General features: G+C 53.5%; 12 protein-coding genes. 9 read left to right on the top strand and 3 right to left on the bottom strand.

Features of this window, described 5'->3' with window-relative positions; translation table 11 throughout:
- Nucleotides 1–6: 6 nt before the first annotated feature.
- On the bottom strand, nucleotides 7–948 hold the full coding sequence (locus Pla22_RS10875) for a polysaccharide biosynthesis/export family protein (RefSeq protein WP_146514632.1): 942 nt from the start codon (nucleotides 946–948) through the stop codon (nucleotides 7–9).
- 472 nt (nucleotides 949–1420) lie between these two features.
- Between Pla22_RS10875 and Pla22_RS10870 the strand changes: the two genes are divergently transcribed.
- Both Pla22_RS10870 and Pla22_RS10865 read left to right on the top strand, forming a co-directional pair.
- On the top strand, nucleotides 1421–3697 hold the full coding sequence (locus Pla22_RS10870) for a PQQ-binding-like beta-propeller repeat protein (RefSeq protein ID WP_390620261.1): 2277 nt from the start codon (nucleotides 1421–1423) through the stop codon (nucleotides 3695–3697).
- 110 nt (nucleotides 3698–3807) lie between these two features.
- Complete coding sequence (locus Pla22_RS10865; protein ID WP_146514630.1) at nucleotides 3808–4764, top strand: RluA family pseudouridine synthase; 957 nt, start codon at nucleotides 3808–3810, stop codon at nucleotides 4762–4764.
- Nucleotides 4765–4824: 60 nt separating this feature from the next.
- Here the strand turns inward: Pla22_RS10865 and Pla22_RS10860 are convergent, their stop codons facing one another.
- The gene (locus tag Pla22_RS10860; RefSeq protein ID WP_146514629.1) at nucleotides 4825–5913 is read right to left on the bottom strand and encodes a methyltransferase; all 1089 of its coding nucleotides are present in this window, start codon (nucleotides 5911–5913) and stop codon (nucleotides 4825–4827) included.
- A 288-nt stretch (nucleotides 5914–6201) separates the two neighbouring features.
- Here Pla22_RS10860 and Pla22_RS10855 point away from each other — a divergent pair, with 288 nt between their 5' ends.
- From Pla22_RS10855 to Pla22_RS10825, 7 genes are all read left to right on the top strand, one after another.
- The gene (locus tag Pla22_RS10855; RefSeq protein WP_242631930.1) at nucleotides 6202–9387 is read left to right on the top strand and encodes a mechanosensitive ion channel domain-containing protein; all 3186 of its coding nucleotides are present in this window, start codon (nucleotides 6202–6204) and stop codon (nucleotides 9385–9387) included.
- 383 nt (nucleotides 9388–9770) lie between these two features.
- Nucleotides 9771–10634, top strand: a complete 864-nt coding sequence (locus Pla22_RS10850) for an SHOCT domain-containing protein (protein WP_146514628.1) — start codon at nucleotides 9771–9773, stop codon at nucleotides 10632–10634.
- Nucleotides 10635–10689: 55 nt separating this feature from the next.
- Complete coding sequence (locus Pla22_RS10845) at nucleotides 10690–11184, top strand: ATP-dependent metallopeptidase FtsH/Yme1/Tma family protein (RefSeq protein ID WP_146514627.1); 495 nt, start codon at nucleotides 10690–10692, stop codon at nucleotides 11182–11184.
- A 41-nt stretch (nucleotides 11185–11225) separates the two neighbouring features.
- The gene (locus Pla22_RS10840; RefSeq protein ID WP_146515371.1) at nucleotides 11226–13355 is read left to right on the top strand and encodes a Tex family protein; all 2130 of its coding nucleotides are present in this window, start codon (nucleotides 11226–11228) and stop codon (nucleotides 13353–13355) included.
- A 691-nt stretch (nucleotides 13356–14046) separates the two neighbouring features.
- Nucleotides 14047–14772: an N-acyl amino acid synthase FeeM domain-containing protein gene (locus Pla22_RS10835; protein ID WP_146514626.1), complete on the top strand. Its 726-nt coding sequence runs from the start codon at nucleotides 14047–14049 to the stop codon at nucleotides 14770–14772.
- 2 nt (nucleotides 14773–14774) lie between these two features.
- The gene (locus Pla22_RS10830) at nucleotides 14775–15494 is read left to right on the top strand and encodes a class I SAM-dependent DNA methyltransferase (RefSeq protein ID WP_146514625.1); all 720 of its coding nucleotides are present in this window, start codon (nucleotides 14775–14777) and stop codon (nucleotides 15492–15494) included.
- Nucleotides 15491–16492, top strand: coding sequence for a hypothetical protein (locus tag Pla22_RS10825; protein ID WP_146514624.1), 1002 nt, complete (start codon nucleotides 15491–15493; stop codon nucleotides 16490–16492). The genes Pla22_RS10830 and Pla22_RS10825 overlap by 4 nt, the downstream gene beginning before the upstream one ends.
- Here the strand turns inward: Pla22_RS10825 and Pla22_RS10820 are convergent.
- On the bottom strand, nucleotides 16412–17497 hold the full coding sequence (locus Pla22_RS10820; protein WP_146514623.1) for a helix-turn-helix transcriptional regulator: 1086 nt from the start codon (nucleotides 17495–17497) through the stop codon (nucleotides 16412–16414). The two genes, Pla22_RS10825 and Pla22_RS10820, sit on opposite strands and share 81 nt — an antisense overlap.
- Between the last annotated feature and the right edge of the window lie 404 nt (nucleotides 17498–17901).

The raw sequence follows: 17901 nt of genomic DNA, 5'->3' as shown, positions 1-17901 counted from the left end.
TCGGCGCTACTGAACCCAAACGTGATCGCCAGGTCGAATCGTCCAGGCCCCAGGGTTCTGTAATACTTGCGAGTAAGGAATGCGAACCGATGAACCATTTCGGATAATGACAACGTGCCGTGGCACGATTCCCAAACGCGATCCCTTAAAACCACCCGCTATCGAAATCGCTTGCAACGCGTTGATGGGTTGGTTCGATCGCAAGCGATGCTGGTTCCCGGGCAACAGTCCACCGCTGTAGAAATAACCGACCGCAGGCGAATCGAGCGAGATCGTATCGCCGTCTCGCAAACTCCCCGACAAACCGGAGTGATTCCGACGGGGTATCAACCTCGCTATCGCGTCCGGGTCAAAGGTTCCCGATTCGGCCACAGCCGCTACCGTGCTGGCTTGATCGCCCGGCAACCTTACTTTGGAGACGCGTTGAAGGTTGGGGCCCGAAGTCCGATGCAGCACGTTGACCGTGACAGTTCGTTTACGCATCAACGACACCCAAACTTGATTCGGCAGTTTCAAGATCTTGGCTTCGATGTATCGGCGGGCAACTTCGTCGCGAGCCTGGGTCACCGTTAACCCATCGACGCGTACCGGCGTGATCAACGGTAAGGGGAGTGTGCCGTCTTTCAGGACGACCAATGGATGACCGAACGCGGGTAACTGAGCGGGGTCATCACCGTCAGGCATTCGAACGTTCGACGCAGAAAAGTCTCCGATCACTCCTTGAACAACCATTCCCACCACGTCCCCTGGCCCGAGTCGATACGCCACCTTTTCGAATTGCGTTCGCGAGCCAGTGGAGATCTCTGGACGCGTCGGTTCGATTGTTTTCGAAGGCGAAAACGCTGGTCGATAGGCTTGATAGCGCATTGAGTCGCCCTGAGCACCACACGATTGATGGACTAGGAATACGCTTAGAAAACCAATCCAAAGCGAGCAGATTCGAAACATGAGAGGTCCTCTGGAACGGGGAAGCCGAAAGCGTCCGCCAAGGTCACTAGTCTAACCTGATAATCACGCCCAATTCAGGAATTGCCAACGACGGCCCCAGCGACCGCACCCCCATGCTCAAACCTTTAACGACTTCGCCTCCAAGCGTCTTCACCTTGCTGGGACTTCACCATCCTGGGTCTTCACCTTGCTGGGACTTCTACGTGCTGGGACTTCTACGTGCCTGGCTGAATTGCCTCGAACTAGCCATACCTGGACGCTCTCGCGATAAGGCCCAAATTTTGGCGACGAACTAAGTAGCGGAATATTTGACGGGGAGCTAGAATTCCGCTGAGTGGACGGTCGCGTTAGAACCTAATTCAGGTTTGACGCGCCGACTCAGACATTAGCTCGTGGATTCGTCTCGGATGTTGCGAGCGATCGAGCCGGTGCTCACCTTCTTTTTCGAATGCTCTCCGTGATCCGACCGTTTGTGTTTGGTGGTTTGCTTCTTCTATCCACCGTTTGCCTCTCAAGCGTCTTTCATCCTTCGGCTCTTGCAGCTCAGCCCGATCCTTTGGATTGGCCTAGTTGGCGAGGCCCGCATCAAAACGGAGTCTCGAACGAATCGGGACTTATCGAACGGTTTGATCCCGCCGACGTAGGTGACGAACCAGATAGCAATGTGGTCTGGAAGAGCGAAGCCGCCTCGGGCATCAGTACTCCGATTGTGATGAACGGTCGACTATTCACCATCGTGCGTGACAAACCCGACACCAAACGAGACGCCGAGAAAGTGATCGCACTGGACGCCGCCTCAGGGGAAGTGCTGTGGGAAAACGTTTACAACGTATTCCTTTCCGACCTGCCTGCCGAACGAGTGGGGTGGTCCAACGTTTGTGGTGATCCGGAAACGGATCGAGTCTATGCGTTCGGTGCGTGCTGTCTGTTTCAGTGCATTGACGGCGCCACTGGTAAAACGATTTGGTCGCGATCGCTGAGCGAAGAATTTGGCATGCTCAGCACGTATGGCGGTCGAACCAACACACCGGTTGTCTACGAAGACCTAGTCATCATCAGCGGCGTGACGACAGGCTGGGATGAAAACGCACGCCCAGCCCATCGCTTTCTTGCCTTCGAAAAAAATGAAGGTGAACTCGTTTGGCTAACCGCAACTCGTCCCTTGCCCGAGGACACGACGTACAGCACACCCATCATCACCCAGATCGGCGGCCAAGATGTAATGGTCGCTGGTTCAGGTGACGGTGATTTGTACGGCATCCAACCGCGAACCGGCAGAATTCTTTGGCGAGAACCGCTGTCTCGGCGCGGAATCAATACTTCCCCAGTGATTGATAACCAAGGCAATATCTACGCCGCACATGGTGAAGAAAATCCCGAAGGAACCGCGATGGGTGCCGTGGTTAGCATCGAGGGTCCCGTCGCTAGCCTTGATTCGGCATCGGCCGAACGTTGGCGCACCGAGGAACTTACCGTCGGCAAGAGTTCACCCTTGTTGATCGATGGGCGACTCTACGTGGTCGAAGATTCGTCTCGCTTGCATGTGCTCGATACGGAAACAGGTGAGGAAATTGGCAAACCGATGAAGCTTGGTACGGCGATGCGTGGAAGCTTGTTGTACGCCGACGGAAAGATCTACGCGGCCACCGCCAGCGGCATCGTTCATATTCTGCGTCCTACGGAGTCGGGCGTGAAGTCAGTTTTCAAAGTGCGTTTGCCCAAAGGTCACGATGTCGGCGGGTCGATGATCGCGTCCCATGGTCGAATTTATTTGCCAACGACCGGCGGTCTTTACTGCTTGTCCGACAAGAGCAAAGCGCAGGCTAGTTCGTCTCGACCGCAGTTGTCCGAAAATGCCCATAGCCCGTCACAGACCGGTCAAATCAGCGACTCGTTGGCGGCGCAATTGCAATTGATCCCAGCCGAAGCCATCGTCCAACCAGGCGAAACACTTCGTTTCACCGTCAACGCATTTAATTCACTCGGTCGGCGTGTTGCTAGTTCTACCAGCGACTTGTCCTTTGAAGTCATCGGTGCTGGCCAGATAGACGCCAGCGGAACGTACATGGTTCCCGATTCCGAAAATAACACCGAGACCGCCAACGACGGAAACGCTCACCGATCAGCGACGATCTTGGTCAAGGCTGGTGGCCTCACCGGCATCGCGCGAGTCCGTGTTATTCCGTCGCTGCCATGGACCTTTAAATTCGACGACAACACCGTTCCGATCACCTGGATCGGTGCTCGCTATCGTCACGAAGCCCGGAAGGTCGAAGGCGAACCGCTGATCGTCAAGATCAGCACCATCCCGAAGGGCACTCGCAGCCAAACGTGGTTTGGCCCGACGGACCTGCATGACTACACCGTCACCGCCGACGTGAAAGCTCAAGACGGAACCGCGAAGCTACCCGACATGGGAATCATCGCTCAACGTTACACACTTGATTTGATGGGCGAGTCACAACAACTGCAAATTCGTACCTGGGCGGCTCAGCTACGAATGGCTCAAAGCACGACTGTTTCCTGGCAGGCGGGAGTCTGGTATCGCTTGAAACTTCAAGCGTCCGTTGAAGATGGGACCGCGGTGCTCAAAGGTAAAGTCTGGCCGCGAGAAGATCCCGAACCTTCCGAATGGACCGTCACCGCGACCGACGAAGCTCCTAACGTGCAGGGAAGTCCTGGCTTGTTTGGAAACGCAACCAACGCAGAAATCTACATCGACAACGTGACAGTGACGAGCAATCCGTAACTTTGCGGTCGAGTTCATTGAGTTGCCGACAACTCAATCGCACGATCTCACGAAACGAAACTTCGTCTCGCCGAATTGACGGGGTCCGTGGTGGCGGTTTTCATAGGGCGATGAAAACCATCGTCATGGATCCTCTTCCCGGCAGTGCGCCCTACGAAAATGAACGCGTGATGCGAGTTCGTCAGGCTCATCATGGAATGGCGATGCTCGACTTTCTACAAAACCTTCATCCGCCTATTTCTGCGGAAAGGTGGAAGTCATGGATCGACGCCGGAGACATCAAGCTCGGTGCACAAGCCGCCACCTTCGATCAAACAGTCCACGCTGGCGAGACGTTCGTCCACACCATGCACGATGTTGTCGAACCAGAGGTCGCTGCCAAGGTAGAAATCATTCATGAAGACGACGCCATCATCGTTGTCGACAAACCCGCACCTTTGCCAGTCCACTCAAGCGGCCGTTTTCATCGAAACACACTCTTAAACTTCTTGCAGTCAGCTTACCCCGGTGATTCGTTACGGATGGCACACCGACTCGACGCCAACACGACGGGAGTCGTGGTTGTGTGTCGAAATCAGCAATCGGCAAGCTTGGTGCAAAAACAGTTTGAACAACGAACCGTTAAGAAGGATTACGTCGCTCGAGTGCATGGACATGTTCCGTGGGAACATCAAACTTGTGAACTCCCGATCGGACCGTCCGCTCAACTTGCTGGACACCGCAATACGCGTGGTTCGCGCATCACTCATCCAGACGGCCAACCGGCGAAGACTCTTTTCAAGGTGCTTCAGCGTTTCAACGACGGCACTACCCTTGTCGAAGCGATTCCCGTGACGGGCCGCACGAATCAAATCCGAGTCCACTTGTGGTCACTCGGATTCGCCATCGTCGGCGACCCATTGTATTTGCAGCACGGTCAACTAGGCGTTCATCAAACGCTGCGAGTAAGCGACCCGCCGATGTGCCTGCACGCGGCGAGACTGACCTTGCTGCATCCTAACCATGGACGCGAGATGGTGTTCTCGAGAACAGACTCCATACCGTTTTCCAATCAAGATCTCAACTGATACTTTGCATCTTCAGAAGCTTTGCTCACGTGACAATCATGCACTGCACGCAAGTGCGACCTACATCTTCCGATAGCAGATCAAGTCATAGCCTTGCACCTTGGTCGCCCCATCGAAGATGGCACCACTCCATTCTTGGTGGTGGTAATTATCAGCCTGCTTAGTGACGATCCAAATCCGACCTCCGTCGCGAACATAGCGAATTGCGGTATTCACAAAGTGCTTGGCAATTGAAAACTCGCCATAATAGGGCGGGTTTAAAAGCGCCAAGTCGCACGACTGGACTTGGCCATCAAGTTCGCCGTCATGATTCAGAATCGCCGTAACGTTATCAAGCTGATTAAACTCGGCGCCGCGACGGGTACATTCAACTGCTCGAGTGTTGCAGTCAACCGCATAGATCCTTCCGTGACGAGATCGCGAAGCAGCCGCCAACGCTACCGCGCCGTTTCCACAGCCAAGTTCAAGTACATTATCGTGGTCACTGATTGAAACTTCACGAATCATGATTCGTGCTGCTGTGTCAATGCTTCGGTGCGAGAACACTGAGGGTCGAGAAAACGTTGTCATCAACTGGTCGTCCACACGGAACTCGATCGCGGAATCGAAACGACGGACTTTCTTCAATTCCGCTTTCTTAGTGCCTTCGTAGATGCATCCCGCTTCGGTGCGCAGACACTTCACTTTCGGAAACAACGCTTGCATCTGAGCTTGCAACCAATGATCGTTTGCGGCGTTGACGGCCGAAATCAAGGTTCCGCCGATTCGCAATCGCTGAACCGCTTGTTGCAATAGATCACGGTTCATCTCTGCTTCACCAGTTTTGAGCACCGGCAAAACTGCCATGTCAAAAGTCTGGGTCGGCAAATCGGCGGCGCAGACGATGCTCGGTTGATGCCCCGCTTGGGTCGCAGCCAACTCGGCCTGGGCAGCACGATGAGAGTCAACAAACCAACTCACGACACTCGCATCGGGCCAAAGCGTTGGGGCTTGCCAAGCTGCCTGACCTCGACCGGGCGACATGACCAAGACGCTACCGATCCGCTGAGCGACTAATTCACTCATTCGCTGCATTGCCAACTGCTCGCTCGGCAACGGCGGCAGAATTTGAGGGGGGGCAAGGTGCAAATGATCAGAGTCAGCGTTCATCGCGACAGTCTAGCCGAAGACGGGCGCGGCTCGAAGCCAGCGACGCCGATAAACCGCCCTCTGCCGCGTTCCGATGAGGTCCGATGAGGTCCTCGAAGCGGTTTTGCCGTGTTTTGTTGGCTTCATCACGACGAGCTAGCCAAGCGTGGCAATAATTTTCGGCGTGAAACTGAACTGATGTAGAGCCAAACGGGAAATTGCCGTATTTCACAGTTCGCCAGACTGCGCCACGGCATGTCGGAGGCGTCCCCAAAACTACAGCGTCACACCATCAAGCTGCGGTCGAAGATGAGCCCATTGATAATCCCCAACCATCGTCGCCATGTTCAAGTTCGCATCCAGCTTGCGCAACTCGCCTTGGTGATGGCTGTCATGTCGGTGGGATTTTGCCGCCCTGCGCTAGCCCAGAACATCGTCTACCCCGGTTCCTATCCCCAGTCATACCCAGTCAGCAACTCGTATCCGTCGAGCTACCCGATCGGATCGTCACAGGTCATCAGTTCATCCCAGTCGTTGCCGCAGGGATCCTCTCAAGGACTGCCGCCGGGAGCTCGAATCATCAGTTCCCGGGTGATCGAACCAACTACGGTGATGCACGAACCCACGGTTACCCGCCGCGAGCCTGCCGTGGCAAGCCGCGAATCTTATCGAGATGACAGCAGCGATCGGGAGATCAAACGTGAACCGCCCCTGCAATTAGCAGCGACACGAACATACAACTCGCGGCCTCGTTTCCCGATCAACGAAACGACTGAGCAAAACCGATTGGGCGATAACCGATTCGACGAACTTCCCGTTTCACCGTACCGTGTTGCCACGATTCATTCCGCTCGGCAAACCGCTGAGCAGTTTCGAAGAATCGCCGCAACATCAGCACCTATTGCACAAACGCTGGCGACGGAGAACGCAAACTTTGCCGATCAGTGGGCCGATCTCGCTCAGACAAACATGTCGGTGTCGCAGCGAGTTTTTGATGCTAACGAAAAGCTAGAGTCAACCCGCAACGACTTTGAAACCGTCAACGCGAAGCTGACGCATTACGGATTAACGCCAACGATCGGAACTTTGCTGCGTCATAAGCGAGAACAACTTGATCAATGGCAAGTCGACGATTCGCAAACCCTTTTTGCAAGCGATGAACTGAAACGTTCAAGGCAACGGCAACTTGAACTAGAAATGGTGGACTATGACGGAAGTGATCCCGCCGCGCAGACCGCCACTCTGATGACCGACGCAGGGTACAACTCGGCCACCATCGAACGCTCTTCGCTTGCCGCTCAAATCGAAGGCCTGTTGATGCAACGAAGCCAGTGGCTACACGCATTGCAGCAAGGCTACGAAGACTACCAAGCAAAGATCGGCGAACTGGATTCGATCAGTACGGCGTCGGTGGAATTGACCAGCGACTATCGCACGTTGATTGACCAACATGTGATATGGATTCGCAGCGGAGACCCAGTCAGCGTAAGTGACTTTAAGAATCTTGGCGGCGGCATCAGCGCCTTGTTTGATTCGAGACGAAGTGCCGATTTTGGGCCGACGCTCGACCAGAAGTTCCGCACCGACTCGGTGGGCGCAATCGGTTTGCTCGCCACAATTGTGTTTTTGTTGATCGTTCGCTGGTTCGCCAAATCCTGGTTGATAGGAATCGGCAATCGAAAGCGAATGAAAGATTCGAAACCAGCGGTTCGAAAAGTCGCTTCCAGCGTTCTAACTATCGTCACGGCATCGGCCATCCCAGGCGTCCTTTGGGCAGTCGCACGATGGCTTGGCAATGGAATTGTTTCCGAATCGACACTCTACGCGTCGGGCGGATTCTACGCGGGATCGCTAGTGGCTCTAGCATTTGAGCTTCCCCGACAATTGCTGCGCAACTTTGGCTACGTGGACAAGCACGTGGAGATTGACCTTCCTCGACGACAAACCATGATGCGGTATCTAACCCTGGTGGGAATCTGCCTTGTCATCGGTTCGTATACGATCACGGTGATGGGTTCGGTCGACCACGGCATGTGGCGAGGAAACGTTTCGCGATTTGGCTTCATGACCGCGATGTTGGTAATCGCGTGGACCTCGCATCGGCTTTTCAAACCCAATGGTGGATCATTGGAACCCTTCATCGCCAAGTTCGGCGGCAAGGTGATCCATCGCGTGCGTTATGTGATTTACGTCGCTGCAATCGCGTTTCCTATCGCACTGTTCGCTTTGTCTGCGTTGGGCTACGGATTCACCGCCAATGAACTCACCAAACGCGCGCTCTTCACTCTCATCGCGGTATTCATAGGAATCACTCTTTGGGCTAGCGTGAAGATAGTTTCCGCTCATGGTTGGCAAATGCTGACCGGCGTGACTCCGCCACCTCGCAAATTTGACGAGTACGGAGAGATCGAAGTTCAAGCCGAAGTCGGTGTGTTGGGCGAACATTTCCTAGAACTCAAGCACCACTTGGCTTTTCTTTGTCAATGCGCGCTCGTACTCGTTGCGATCGTTTGTTTTGGATGGTTGTGGATTGATGTGTTCCCCAACATTCGCATGGGCAACCCTGTCGTTTGGAATATCAAAGATACGGTCACTCAAACGACCGTGGATGCGATAGGACAAACCATGACTAGCGAAGTCACCGAAACGACTCCCGTTACGGCGTTGCATTTGGTGATGGCCGCTGCCACTCTGTTTGTTGCCTTTCAACTCGCCAAACTCTTGCCTGCTCTATTTGACGCGTTAGTTCTTCAACGGGTTTCGTTTGATGAAGGCATGGAACATTTCTCACTCGTCTTGGGCCGGTGCCTCTTGTTTGGCATTGGATGCTTCATCGCTTGCAAATGGATCGGAATCCGTTGGCAGGCGATTCAGTGGCTCGCGGTCGGCCTCACGATTGGTTTAGGGTTCGGTCTGCAAGACATGGTTAGAAACTTGTTCGGTGGATTGATCGTACTTTTTGAAAAGCCCGCTCGACTTGGCGATTTGGTTTCGGTCGGTAACGTCACTGGCCGAGTCTCATTTCAAAAACTGCGCACCACCGTTCTGACTGACGATGACGGTCGTGAAGTCATTGTTCCGAACAAAAACTTTGTCAGTGAAGACGTGGTGCATTGGTTGGGAGCCGGGCGTCTCAAGGTAATTCCCATCGAAGTCGCGGTGACTCGCGACGAACGCCCTGCCGACGTCTGCCGAACCCTGACCGAGTTGGTGCTCGAGCAGCGCGATATCCTACTCTCGCCCGCCCCTCAGGCCACTTTGGTTTGCGTCGGCAAACGCTCTCAGCGGATCGAAGTTCGGGCGTGGATCGAAGAAGGATCTGACGAATACCGATTCCGAGACGCTCTGTTGAGCACGGTAACCAAGTTCCTGAAAGAGAAAAACTGGCTTGCCGCGAATCAACCATCACAACCGCTAATATCAGATCCGTTGGATTCGACCAGCGACGACGATTTTGGCATGTCTCGCAAACGAAGCCGTAAACGCCCGGCATAACCCGGGCTGTGATTTTCAAATGGCTTTGGTGGCATGGCTTTTCTGGCCTAGCTATTTTCGATTGCCTTTTTCCGTCGGGCTTCCCTGGGACGCACTTGTTGCTTTAGGGGCTAGCGGTGGTCGGACACGCCCAGTCCCCGGCGATTCGCCGCTCTCCAGGGTGCCTTCTAGGGAAAATTGCATCCATTGCGGCCTCTAGAGCTCTTCGCGATGCACGTTCATCAAAATTGCATTTCAATGCCTACCGTTAACATGAGTTTTGTTAGACACTGAGTGGTCAGTCATTCCGTCAGCCAACGGCACCTGTCGTGACTAGAGTGGACTGAATCTGAGGTGGCGGCCTCTTTCCTTTTGGCAATCTACCCCTGTTTATCGAGCTCATCATGTCAACCCTTTCATCATCCGGCCAACAAATTGCTCAGGATCTTTCGCAACGTCATGGCTTTTCAGTCGATGCAGTGACCCACATGTTGATTGCAGTCCTCAACGGAAACGGCAGCATGGCTCAGTTCAGCCACCCCGAGTTCGGTGGATCGGGACAATGGATGCGAGGCGGCATGATGATGCTGGGTGATATGTTCAACACGAATTTGAAGTATCGCGTATCCTCGCTTTGTGAAGACTGCGCGACCGCGATCTCTCAGAACCAAACTGGAATGTTCACCGGGTCGTTCCAATCACAAAGCCAGAGTGGCGGTTCGGATCATCAAACACAGACCGCCGGTGGTGGCTTTTCGCAAAACAGCCTATTCGTTCCCGATCCAAACCAAAATTGGTGGCCCACTGAACTCGGACAGCCTTCGGCCAGTGGTTCGCAGAACCACGTGAAGTACGCCTACTTTGCGAACGCACGTCGACTTGCCGTGGCCACCGGTAGTGATATTTGGGTCTACGACACACAACAACACAACATCGGTGGATTCAGCCAGCAGCAATCCGGCGATGGTTCCATCACGTTCACCAGTCAATTTGGCACCGTTTCTCTTTCAACACTTCCCGTTGTCAGCCGCAATGGCGTTGCCAACACCGCGCCGGTAGAAAACATCGCACCTACACCTGCACCTCAACCGGTCGCAGCGCCGGAACCTTTGCCGACTTCCCAACCCGCATCGTCTAACGGTCAAGCAACTTCGAATTCGAGCGATATTTTTGACCAGATCAATCGGCTGGGCGAATTGCGAGACAAGAGCTACATCACTCAGGAAGAGTTTGACCAAAAGCGCGCGGAACTGCTTTCGCGGATCTAGTCTGATCGATGTTCCCGTTGGTCCCACGAAGGCAACGGCCTATACTCTTGCCTTCATGAATGACGACGCCTCCCCTTCACCGAAACTGATCGCAACCGCTCATCATGAAGCGGGACATGCGGTGATGGCGATTTCGTTGGGCCGTAACATTCACAAGGTTACGATCAAACCAGGAAAGTCACAATTCGGAACTCAACATGCGGGCTTATGCAAACTCGGCGACGGACGTAGCAAAGCCACTAAGAACGCAATGGAAGAAGAAGTGCTCATTCTGCTCGCCGGCATGGTGGCCGAATCGCACGTTACGGGTGAGTATTGTGCCCAGGGAGCATCGGAAGACCTTAGGCTCGTTCAACGATTACTTTGCCAACGTGCCGGCAGCGAAAGCCAACACGAGCGAATGTTTCGACGCCTTCTCGACAAGGCAGAACATCAACTCGCAGACGAAGGCCATCGCTACGCCGTGAAGTTGATCGCAAACGAACTAATCGAAAAAACAACCATCAGTGGACGCGCGGTGCGTCACTTTTTTCAACAGGCCGTTAAGTAAACCAAGAACGCAAGGCAGCACTACGCAGAATGGAAGCTCACATCGAAAACATCGCCAATGAACTTGGTTTGCCGATTCGCCAAGTGCAATCAGCAATCGAATTGCTCGAAGACGGCAACACGATTCCTTTCATTGCTCGGTACCGCAAAGAAGTCACCGGCGGACTCGATGAGATTGCCCTGCGTGCGATCGAGGATGCACTCGAGAAAGCCGAAACGCTTGCTTCACGCAAACAGACGGTTCTTAAGAGCATCGATGAACAAGGCTTACTTAGTGATGAACTGCGCCGGCAAATTGAAAGCTGCACCGACCTGCGCACACTTGAAGCCATCTACTTGCCGTTCAAACCGAAGCGACGAACGCGTGCGAGCATCGCTCGCGAAAAAGGATTGCAGCCACTCGCCGATGTGCTGCTGCGGCAAGAAAAGCTCAGTGGCCCCAGAACCGAACTGCTGAACCAGTTCGTCAACAGCAAGCTCGGCGTCCCCGACGTTGATGCTGCTTTGCAAGGTGCACTAGATATTCTCGCCGAGCAGTGGTCCGAGGATCCAACAACACGCACGATGGTTGCTGACTTGGCTTTCGAAAGTGGCAAAGTCGCATCGAAGGTCAAGCGAGGTAAAAAAGAGGAAGCCAGCAAGTTTGAATCCTATATCGATTTCCAAGAACCGATCAAGAAGATTCCCTCGCACCGCTTGCTGGCGATGATGCGGGGCGAATCGGAAGGTGTCCTGAAGGTTGAACTGGCGATGGACGACGCCTACGCCATCACTCAAGTGAAATCGCGAGTGCTTACCAACCGGCAGTTCGAATTCCATCGTGAACTCGCGGCCGCAGCCGAAGATTGCTACGAACGACTACTGGTCCCGGCAACTCAATCTACGGTGCTGCAAATCTTGAAGGAAAAAGCCGACGAAGAGGCGATCGAAGTGTTTGGAAAGAACCTTCATGAATTGCTGATGTCGCCGCCTGCAGGTCCGCGAGTGACCATTGGCATTGACCCCGGATTTCGAACAGGTTGCAAAGTCGCAGTCGTGGACGCGACAGGAAAGTTCATCACAAACACGACGATCTACCCTACGCCACCAAAGAACGATTCGGTGGCAGCATCGAAGACGCTGTTGGCGCTAATTCAAAAACACCAGGTCGAACTCATCGCAATCGGAAACGGCACGGCGTCGCGAGAAACGGATTCTTTCGTTGGTGATTTGATTCGCGATAACAAACTTTCAGTAACGAAAGTAATGGTCAGTGAATCGGGAGCTTCAATCTACTCGGCAAGTGAATTGGCAGGCAAGGAGTTTCCTGATCTGGACATTACCGTCCGAGGGGCGATCAGTATCGCAAGACGTTTGCAGGATCCATTGGCCGAGTTTGTAAAAACGGACCCTAAATCGATCGGCGTAGGACAGTATCAACACGACGTGAATCAAACTCAGTTGCGCAAGTGCCTCGATCGCACGGTGGAATCCTGCGTGAACCGTGTCGGTGTGGACCTGAATACCGCCAGCGCTCCGCTGCTGGCTCGAGTCGCGGGAATCGGCCCCAAACTTGCCGAGAACATTGTTGACTACCGCGACGCCAACGGTCGTTTTTCGGATCGGAACGAATTGACCAAGGTTCCCAAGTTAGGCAAGAAAGCATTCGAGCAAGCCGCTGGCTTCTTGCGAATTCGCAACGGACGCGTTGCTTTAGACAATTCGGCAGTGCACCCGGAAAGCTACGGCGTGGTCAAGAAAATGGCTCAGAAACTCGGAGCGGATCTGTCATCTCTAGTTGGCAACGCAACATTAAGCAGCAAGCTGAAGCCTGAAGAGTTTGTGGACGATAGGTTCGGTGTACCAACCATATCCGACATCATATCGGAGTTGGGCAAGCCTGGTCGCGATCCTCGCAGCGAGTTCCGAGTGGCCAAGTTTGACGATACCGTCAATTCGATGGAGGACCTCAAGCCAAGCATGATGCTTGAAGGCGTTATCACCAATGTCACTCACTTCGGTGCATTCATCGATATCGGCGTGCACCAGGACGCTCTGATCCATATCTCGCAACTTGCCAATCAATACGTGAGCGATCCGAATGATGTCGTGTCAGTCGGCGACATTGTTAAGGTGAAGATACTGGAAATTGACTTGCCACGAAAACGAATCGCCGCAACTCGAAAGTTTTAGACTTCGATAGTTTGACGTCGCACACGTCATGCCATCGGTGCGTTCGCCTGATAACGTCATTCCCAAACGAAACTAGGGACATGGGTGTTCATCACGGTTGAACCGTTCAACGATCGCCCTTCCTTTCCGATCTTTCCCGACAATGGAATGAAGGGGTGGCGTCATCAGCACTCTCTGCTTTCCATGCTTATCGACATGGATTCTCGCATGCGTTTCGGCATGAATCTTTAACAGCCCACGCGTCGAAACCTTGTCGCAAAATCGGCTCAGCCCGGCACGAATTGCAACGCCATCGCGAAGACGTTGCTACGGCATCGCTTCAGGTGCGTGTGTCTTGGGCACCGTGCTGAGACATCGGCGGGACATCGCAATTGAATTCGTAGTTTTTCTCGGGAATTCTGTGAGCGACGTGGAATGGTGTTCTCTTCGCAAGACGCTTGACTTCAGCGGTTCGGATCTAAGCAACGTCCACCGGATGATGTCTCGCGGCCTGTCCCGTCACGCGTCTCGTGACTGTCTCTTGTTGTCTCGCGACCTAAGGGCAGAGGAATCGCTTTCGAACATCATCGCCGGCTTATCGAGTGATTGAATGAACCAGTGAGCGACCCTCGACTTCATCCGAGCCGTCCCACAACTTAAGTCGTCTTACAGCGTCATGGTCAATTCAACTTTGATTTTAAAGCCGCGCAGGGTGCCATTGGTAGCCGAAGAAAGTCGCGGTTACCAAGTTCTCGCCAAGGACTGGGAAACGGGACTGAAGGTCGTGCGTGACTTTGGAGACCAAAATTCGCTGTATGAGCATTTGGTCGACGTTCGTGGCCGCGGCAATTCGGGGCCCGTTCAATTTCCTTTTGACGCTTACAGCTATCACTACGGCTTGCTTGACGGCGAACTTGCCGTTGGCACGCTCACCGTCACTCGTTTGGTGGACGGCATTCTCGATTGCCAGTCCATCTACCCATCCTGCATCCTGAAATCGTTCCACCAGGAAGTGTTTACGACGTGTAAGTTCCGAATTTCAGGAACGGGAAAATCGTCGTTCCGCACTTTAAGAATGATGTTGCGACACGCGTGGCGAGACCAGATCGTCCAAGGCTCTCGCTTAGTTTTGATAAACGCCGACCAGAAGCTTGTTCCGTTCTACAAACGAATTGGATTCGAAGTCATTCAGGATTCCGAGTTCGTTCATCCTTTGCTAGGCACCGCAAGTATCTGCTTGCTGATGCGTGCAGACCCAAATTCAAGATCGTTCTTTTCAGATCTATTCGAGAAGGTCGAACAACCGATCACGGCGGCGGACATTGCACGTTGCCATGACATTCATCAATCCGCAGACGACGATTGCCAAAGTCCTCCGATTGCGAATGTCGGTATCCATTCTCATCCCTTTCCATCCCGTCACTTCCAAGGTGCTTAACCATGACGACCTATCGTTGGCAAAACTACGACCGTTACAAATCACAAGCCAATCAGGTGCGAGAGTACTACGACAGCGTTCATCGATGTCACCACTTGGCTCTCGAACAACTCTTGCCGCAACCATGCGAACGTGCTTTGGACATCGCATGTGGTCATGGCGAATCAACGCGAGTTCTAGAGCCCTTCGCTTACAACATTGTGGGCGTTGACAGTTCCGAAGACTTGATTCAAATCGCTCATTCGCAAAGTCACCGCGAAGGAACCTCCTTCACTTGCGCCAGCTTTGACGACTTCCAAGCCAATGAAGGATCTTTCGACTTGATCAGTTCAGCGTGGTTCTTGAATCACGTCTTGACGCTCGATGAATTGGAAACGACCGCGATGAAAATGTCGAGCTTGCTCAAACGTGGCGGTGCCTTTGCATGTGTTGTGCCGGGTGATGCGTTCACGTCGCGGCGAACGCAAGAGATTGCTCGTACGGACTTTCAGTGGAACCAAGCGTGGACGCATGAGCGTCCTGAATCGACCGAAGGCGTGTTTTCTTACGATGACTCGTGGATCCGGACACGCATCTGGCAGCCGTTTTTCCTGATGAAGTTTCTAAGCGAGTGGTTTGAATTGTCGTGCTGGGACGTCAAGGGAACCTTGGTTCGCGAACGCCGAATGGAAAACTTAGTCGCAGAACCTCCGTTCGAAGTACTTTACGGGACCCGTCGATGATCGCTACGCAAACGCCCGAAGATTCTGTTTTCCCTCAGGGTCCATGCCAACTCTCCTATGCTGCGGGTTCTACCTCGTTAGAACCCGGCGGGTATCGTGTCATCGGACACGGGGATCATGGTCGAATTGGCGAACTGGTCCAAGCATTCCCATCGCTCGGACAGGTCCTGAATGATCGCGCGATGATCATTAGTGCTTATCCGGCCGCGTTGGGAATCCAAACTTCGGTGCCGTTTGTCGACACGTATTTACACGCTCCCACGTTGATTCGCTCGCTGCGTCTTGCCACTCAACAAGAACGCAGCGTTGTATTTGCCGCGCAACCGCTAGCGGGTGCCGACTTGCTAATCAAAATGTTGAACACCCCGTACGGCCTACCCAAACGTATGCTTTGGGCAGCCGGCGGGTACTACTTCCCCGCTTCCCTTGAAACGTACATGACGCAGCAGTTGGCCGATCGTGGATGCCAACTTGACGTCTTGCATTGTTATGGCGTCGCGGAAGTGGGGCACACTTGCTTTGCTGCAACTCATCGAGACGAACTCGGTGAGCCACTTTACCGGCTCGTCGCCAGTGATGTGCTTGCCTCCGTGGATGACAAGCAAGGGAGCTTGGTTCTATCCCGCGAAGGCCGATCCATTTGCACCGGCGACTATGCTCAAGCAATCGGGGACCACTGGCTAATTCGTAGCTCTGCCTATCGACTCGCTAGTCAGGTACGTCGCGAGATCGAATCCTGGCGAGCGGAACAGTGGGTATCCCGGACCGGTTATCTGCGATACGAATCGGATCGCTTTACGTTCCAGCTGCGAGAGGGTCATCAGCTGAACGGTCAGAAGACGTTATTGAGCTTCCACCAATTTTGGGAACGTCACGGCGGGTCACTGCAAAGCAAACCTACATGGCAGAGTTTTGAATCAACCAGCGAAAGTTTGTTGCTGATCAACTTCTCGAGCGATAAGACTGCGAAGTCTGGGCCGCTTCAAGAATTTGTTTAACAGTCCCAGCGTGTGCTTAATCATGACACGTCGATCGCGAATGCGAGCGGTCGCGTTGCACAAGCCTTGTACCAAATGCGAGAAGTGCGCTGTTGTTGACGCAAGAACGTAATGTTCATCGTAGCCGGAAGGCTCACGAGTCGAGAAAACGCAAATGGAATAATCAAACTTTGGCATCGTGACTCCGGTTTCCCGAAAGCCCGTGGCCTGTAACCGTTGCAAATTTAAGGGGCTCGCTGAAAACGATAGCATGCGAAAATTATCACCAGTCGGCGCTTGTGAGAGCATTGCAATTTGGCAGAACACCAAGTAGCTCAGGCTCGACGTAAATTTATGCCATGATGGATTTCCGGTACCAGCGAACTCCACCACCGAATCAATCACGATGTTTTGACTATCTTCAACAAGATCTTCGGGCCCGATCTGCATGAATGTGATTTCGCCACGTTCCAGTCGTTCGTAAGCCGAATCCGTCACGGGAAGCACAACACTTGCCCCATATTGCATGCCTGCACCGGTTGCTACTTGAATGCATTCGGGACAACGTCGCCACAACGACAGATAACGCTCGAGGTATTCGTCAAGTTGGGCGTCCAACGTGCGGTCAGCTACGCCGAAGTGATTGTCCGTGCCGGATGATCCTGTGTTTTCCAGATGTACTTTCCAAGACTCTCGCATCTTCAAGATGACTGTCCGAGCACGGTCCTCATCAAGGCAATAAGAGTCTAGCGTTGGTTGTGTTCGGGCTGTGATGAAACGCGAAATCGACCAGGGCAGCAGTTTGAACTGGTCATTCTCCAAAGCGTTATCGTCTCGCATGGCCTCTTCTAACGAGAGTCCCAGCGCTTCCGCTATTCGGGTCATCGTGCGGATCGTGACTTCTTCTTTACCCGATTCGGCAAACTGAAGCGTTCGCACACTCACGTCAGCGCGAACGGCCGCCTGCAGTTGCGATAGTCCAAGCCGATTCCGAGCTTGGCGAATATGAGTACTTCCGCGTGGCATTATCAATCCGAACTAATTGACTCACTTGCAGACAATGTTTTCGCTTTGCGCATCTCTTGCGCACATCGTTCACTGCAACGTCGTAACATTCCATCGAGCGGCCAGCGCGTTTGAGCCGAGACCTGGGAGTCGTGAATTGTTGCAATTCTTGGTCATCGGGGCACTGTCTCGACGCGTTGGCCGCATCTCTTTTTGATCAATCAAAGTCGCTGCACCCCCGAAAGGGTAGCAGGATAAAACGATAGCAAATTCTCTGCAAAAGTGTTCGACCAAATCGATAACTCACGATTATCGAAGCCTGCTTCCACAACCTAGTCGCCTGTCAGGCGGATGGCTAACCCCCCTTCGTGTGAGAGATCGATGTGATCCTATTGAGTGTTCCGTCCAACCAAGTCCACGATAGC

This window comes from Rubripirellula amarantea (assembly GCF_007859865.1).
Classification (GTDB): Bacteria; Planctomycetota; Planctomycetia; order Pirellulales; family Pirellulaceae; genus Rubripirellula; species Rubripirellula amarantea.
The sequence above is the reverse complement of the archived record's forward strand: the minus strand, read 5'-3'. Positions and strand labels throughout refer to the sequence as shown.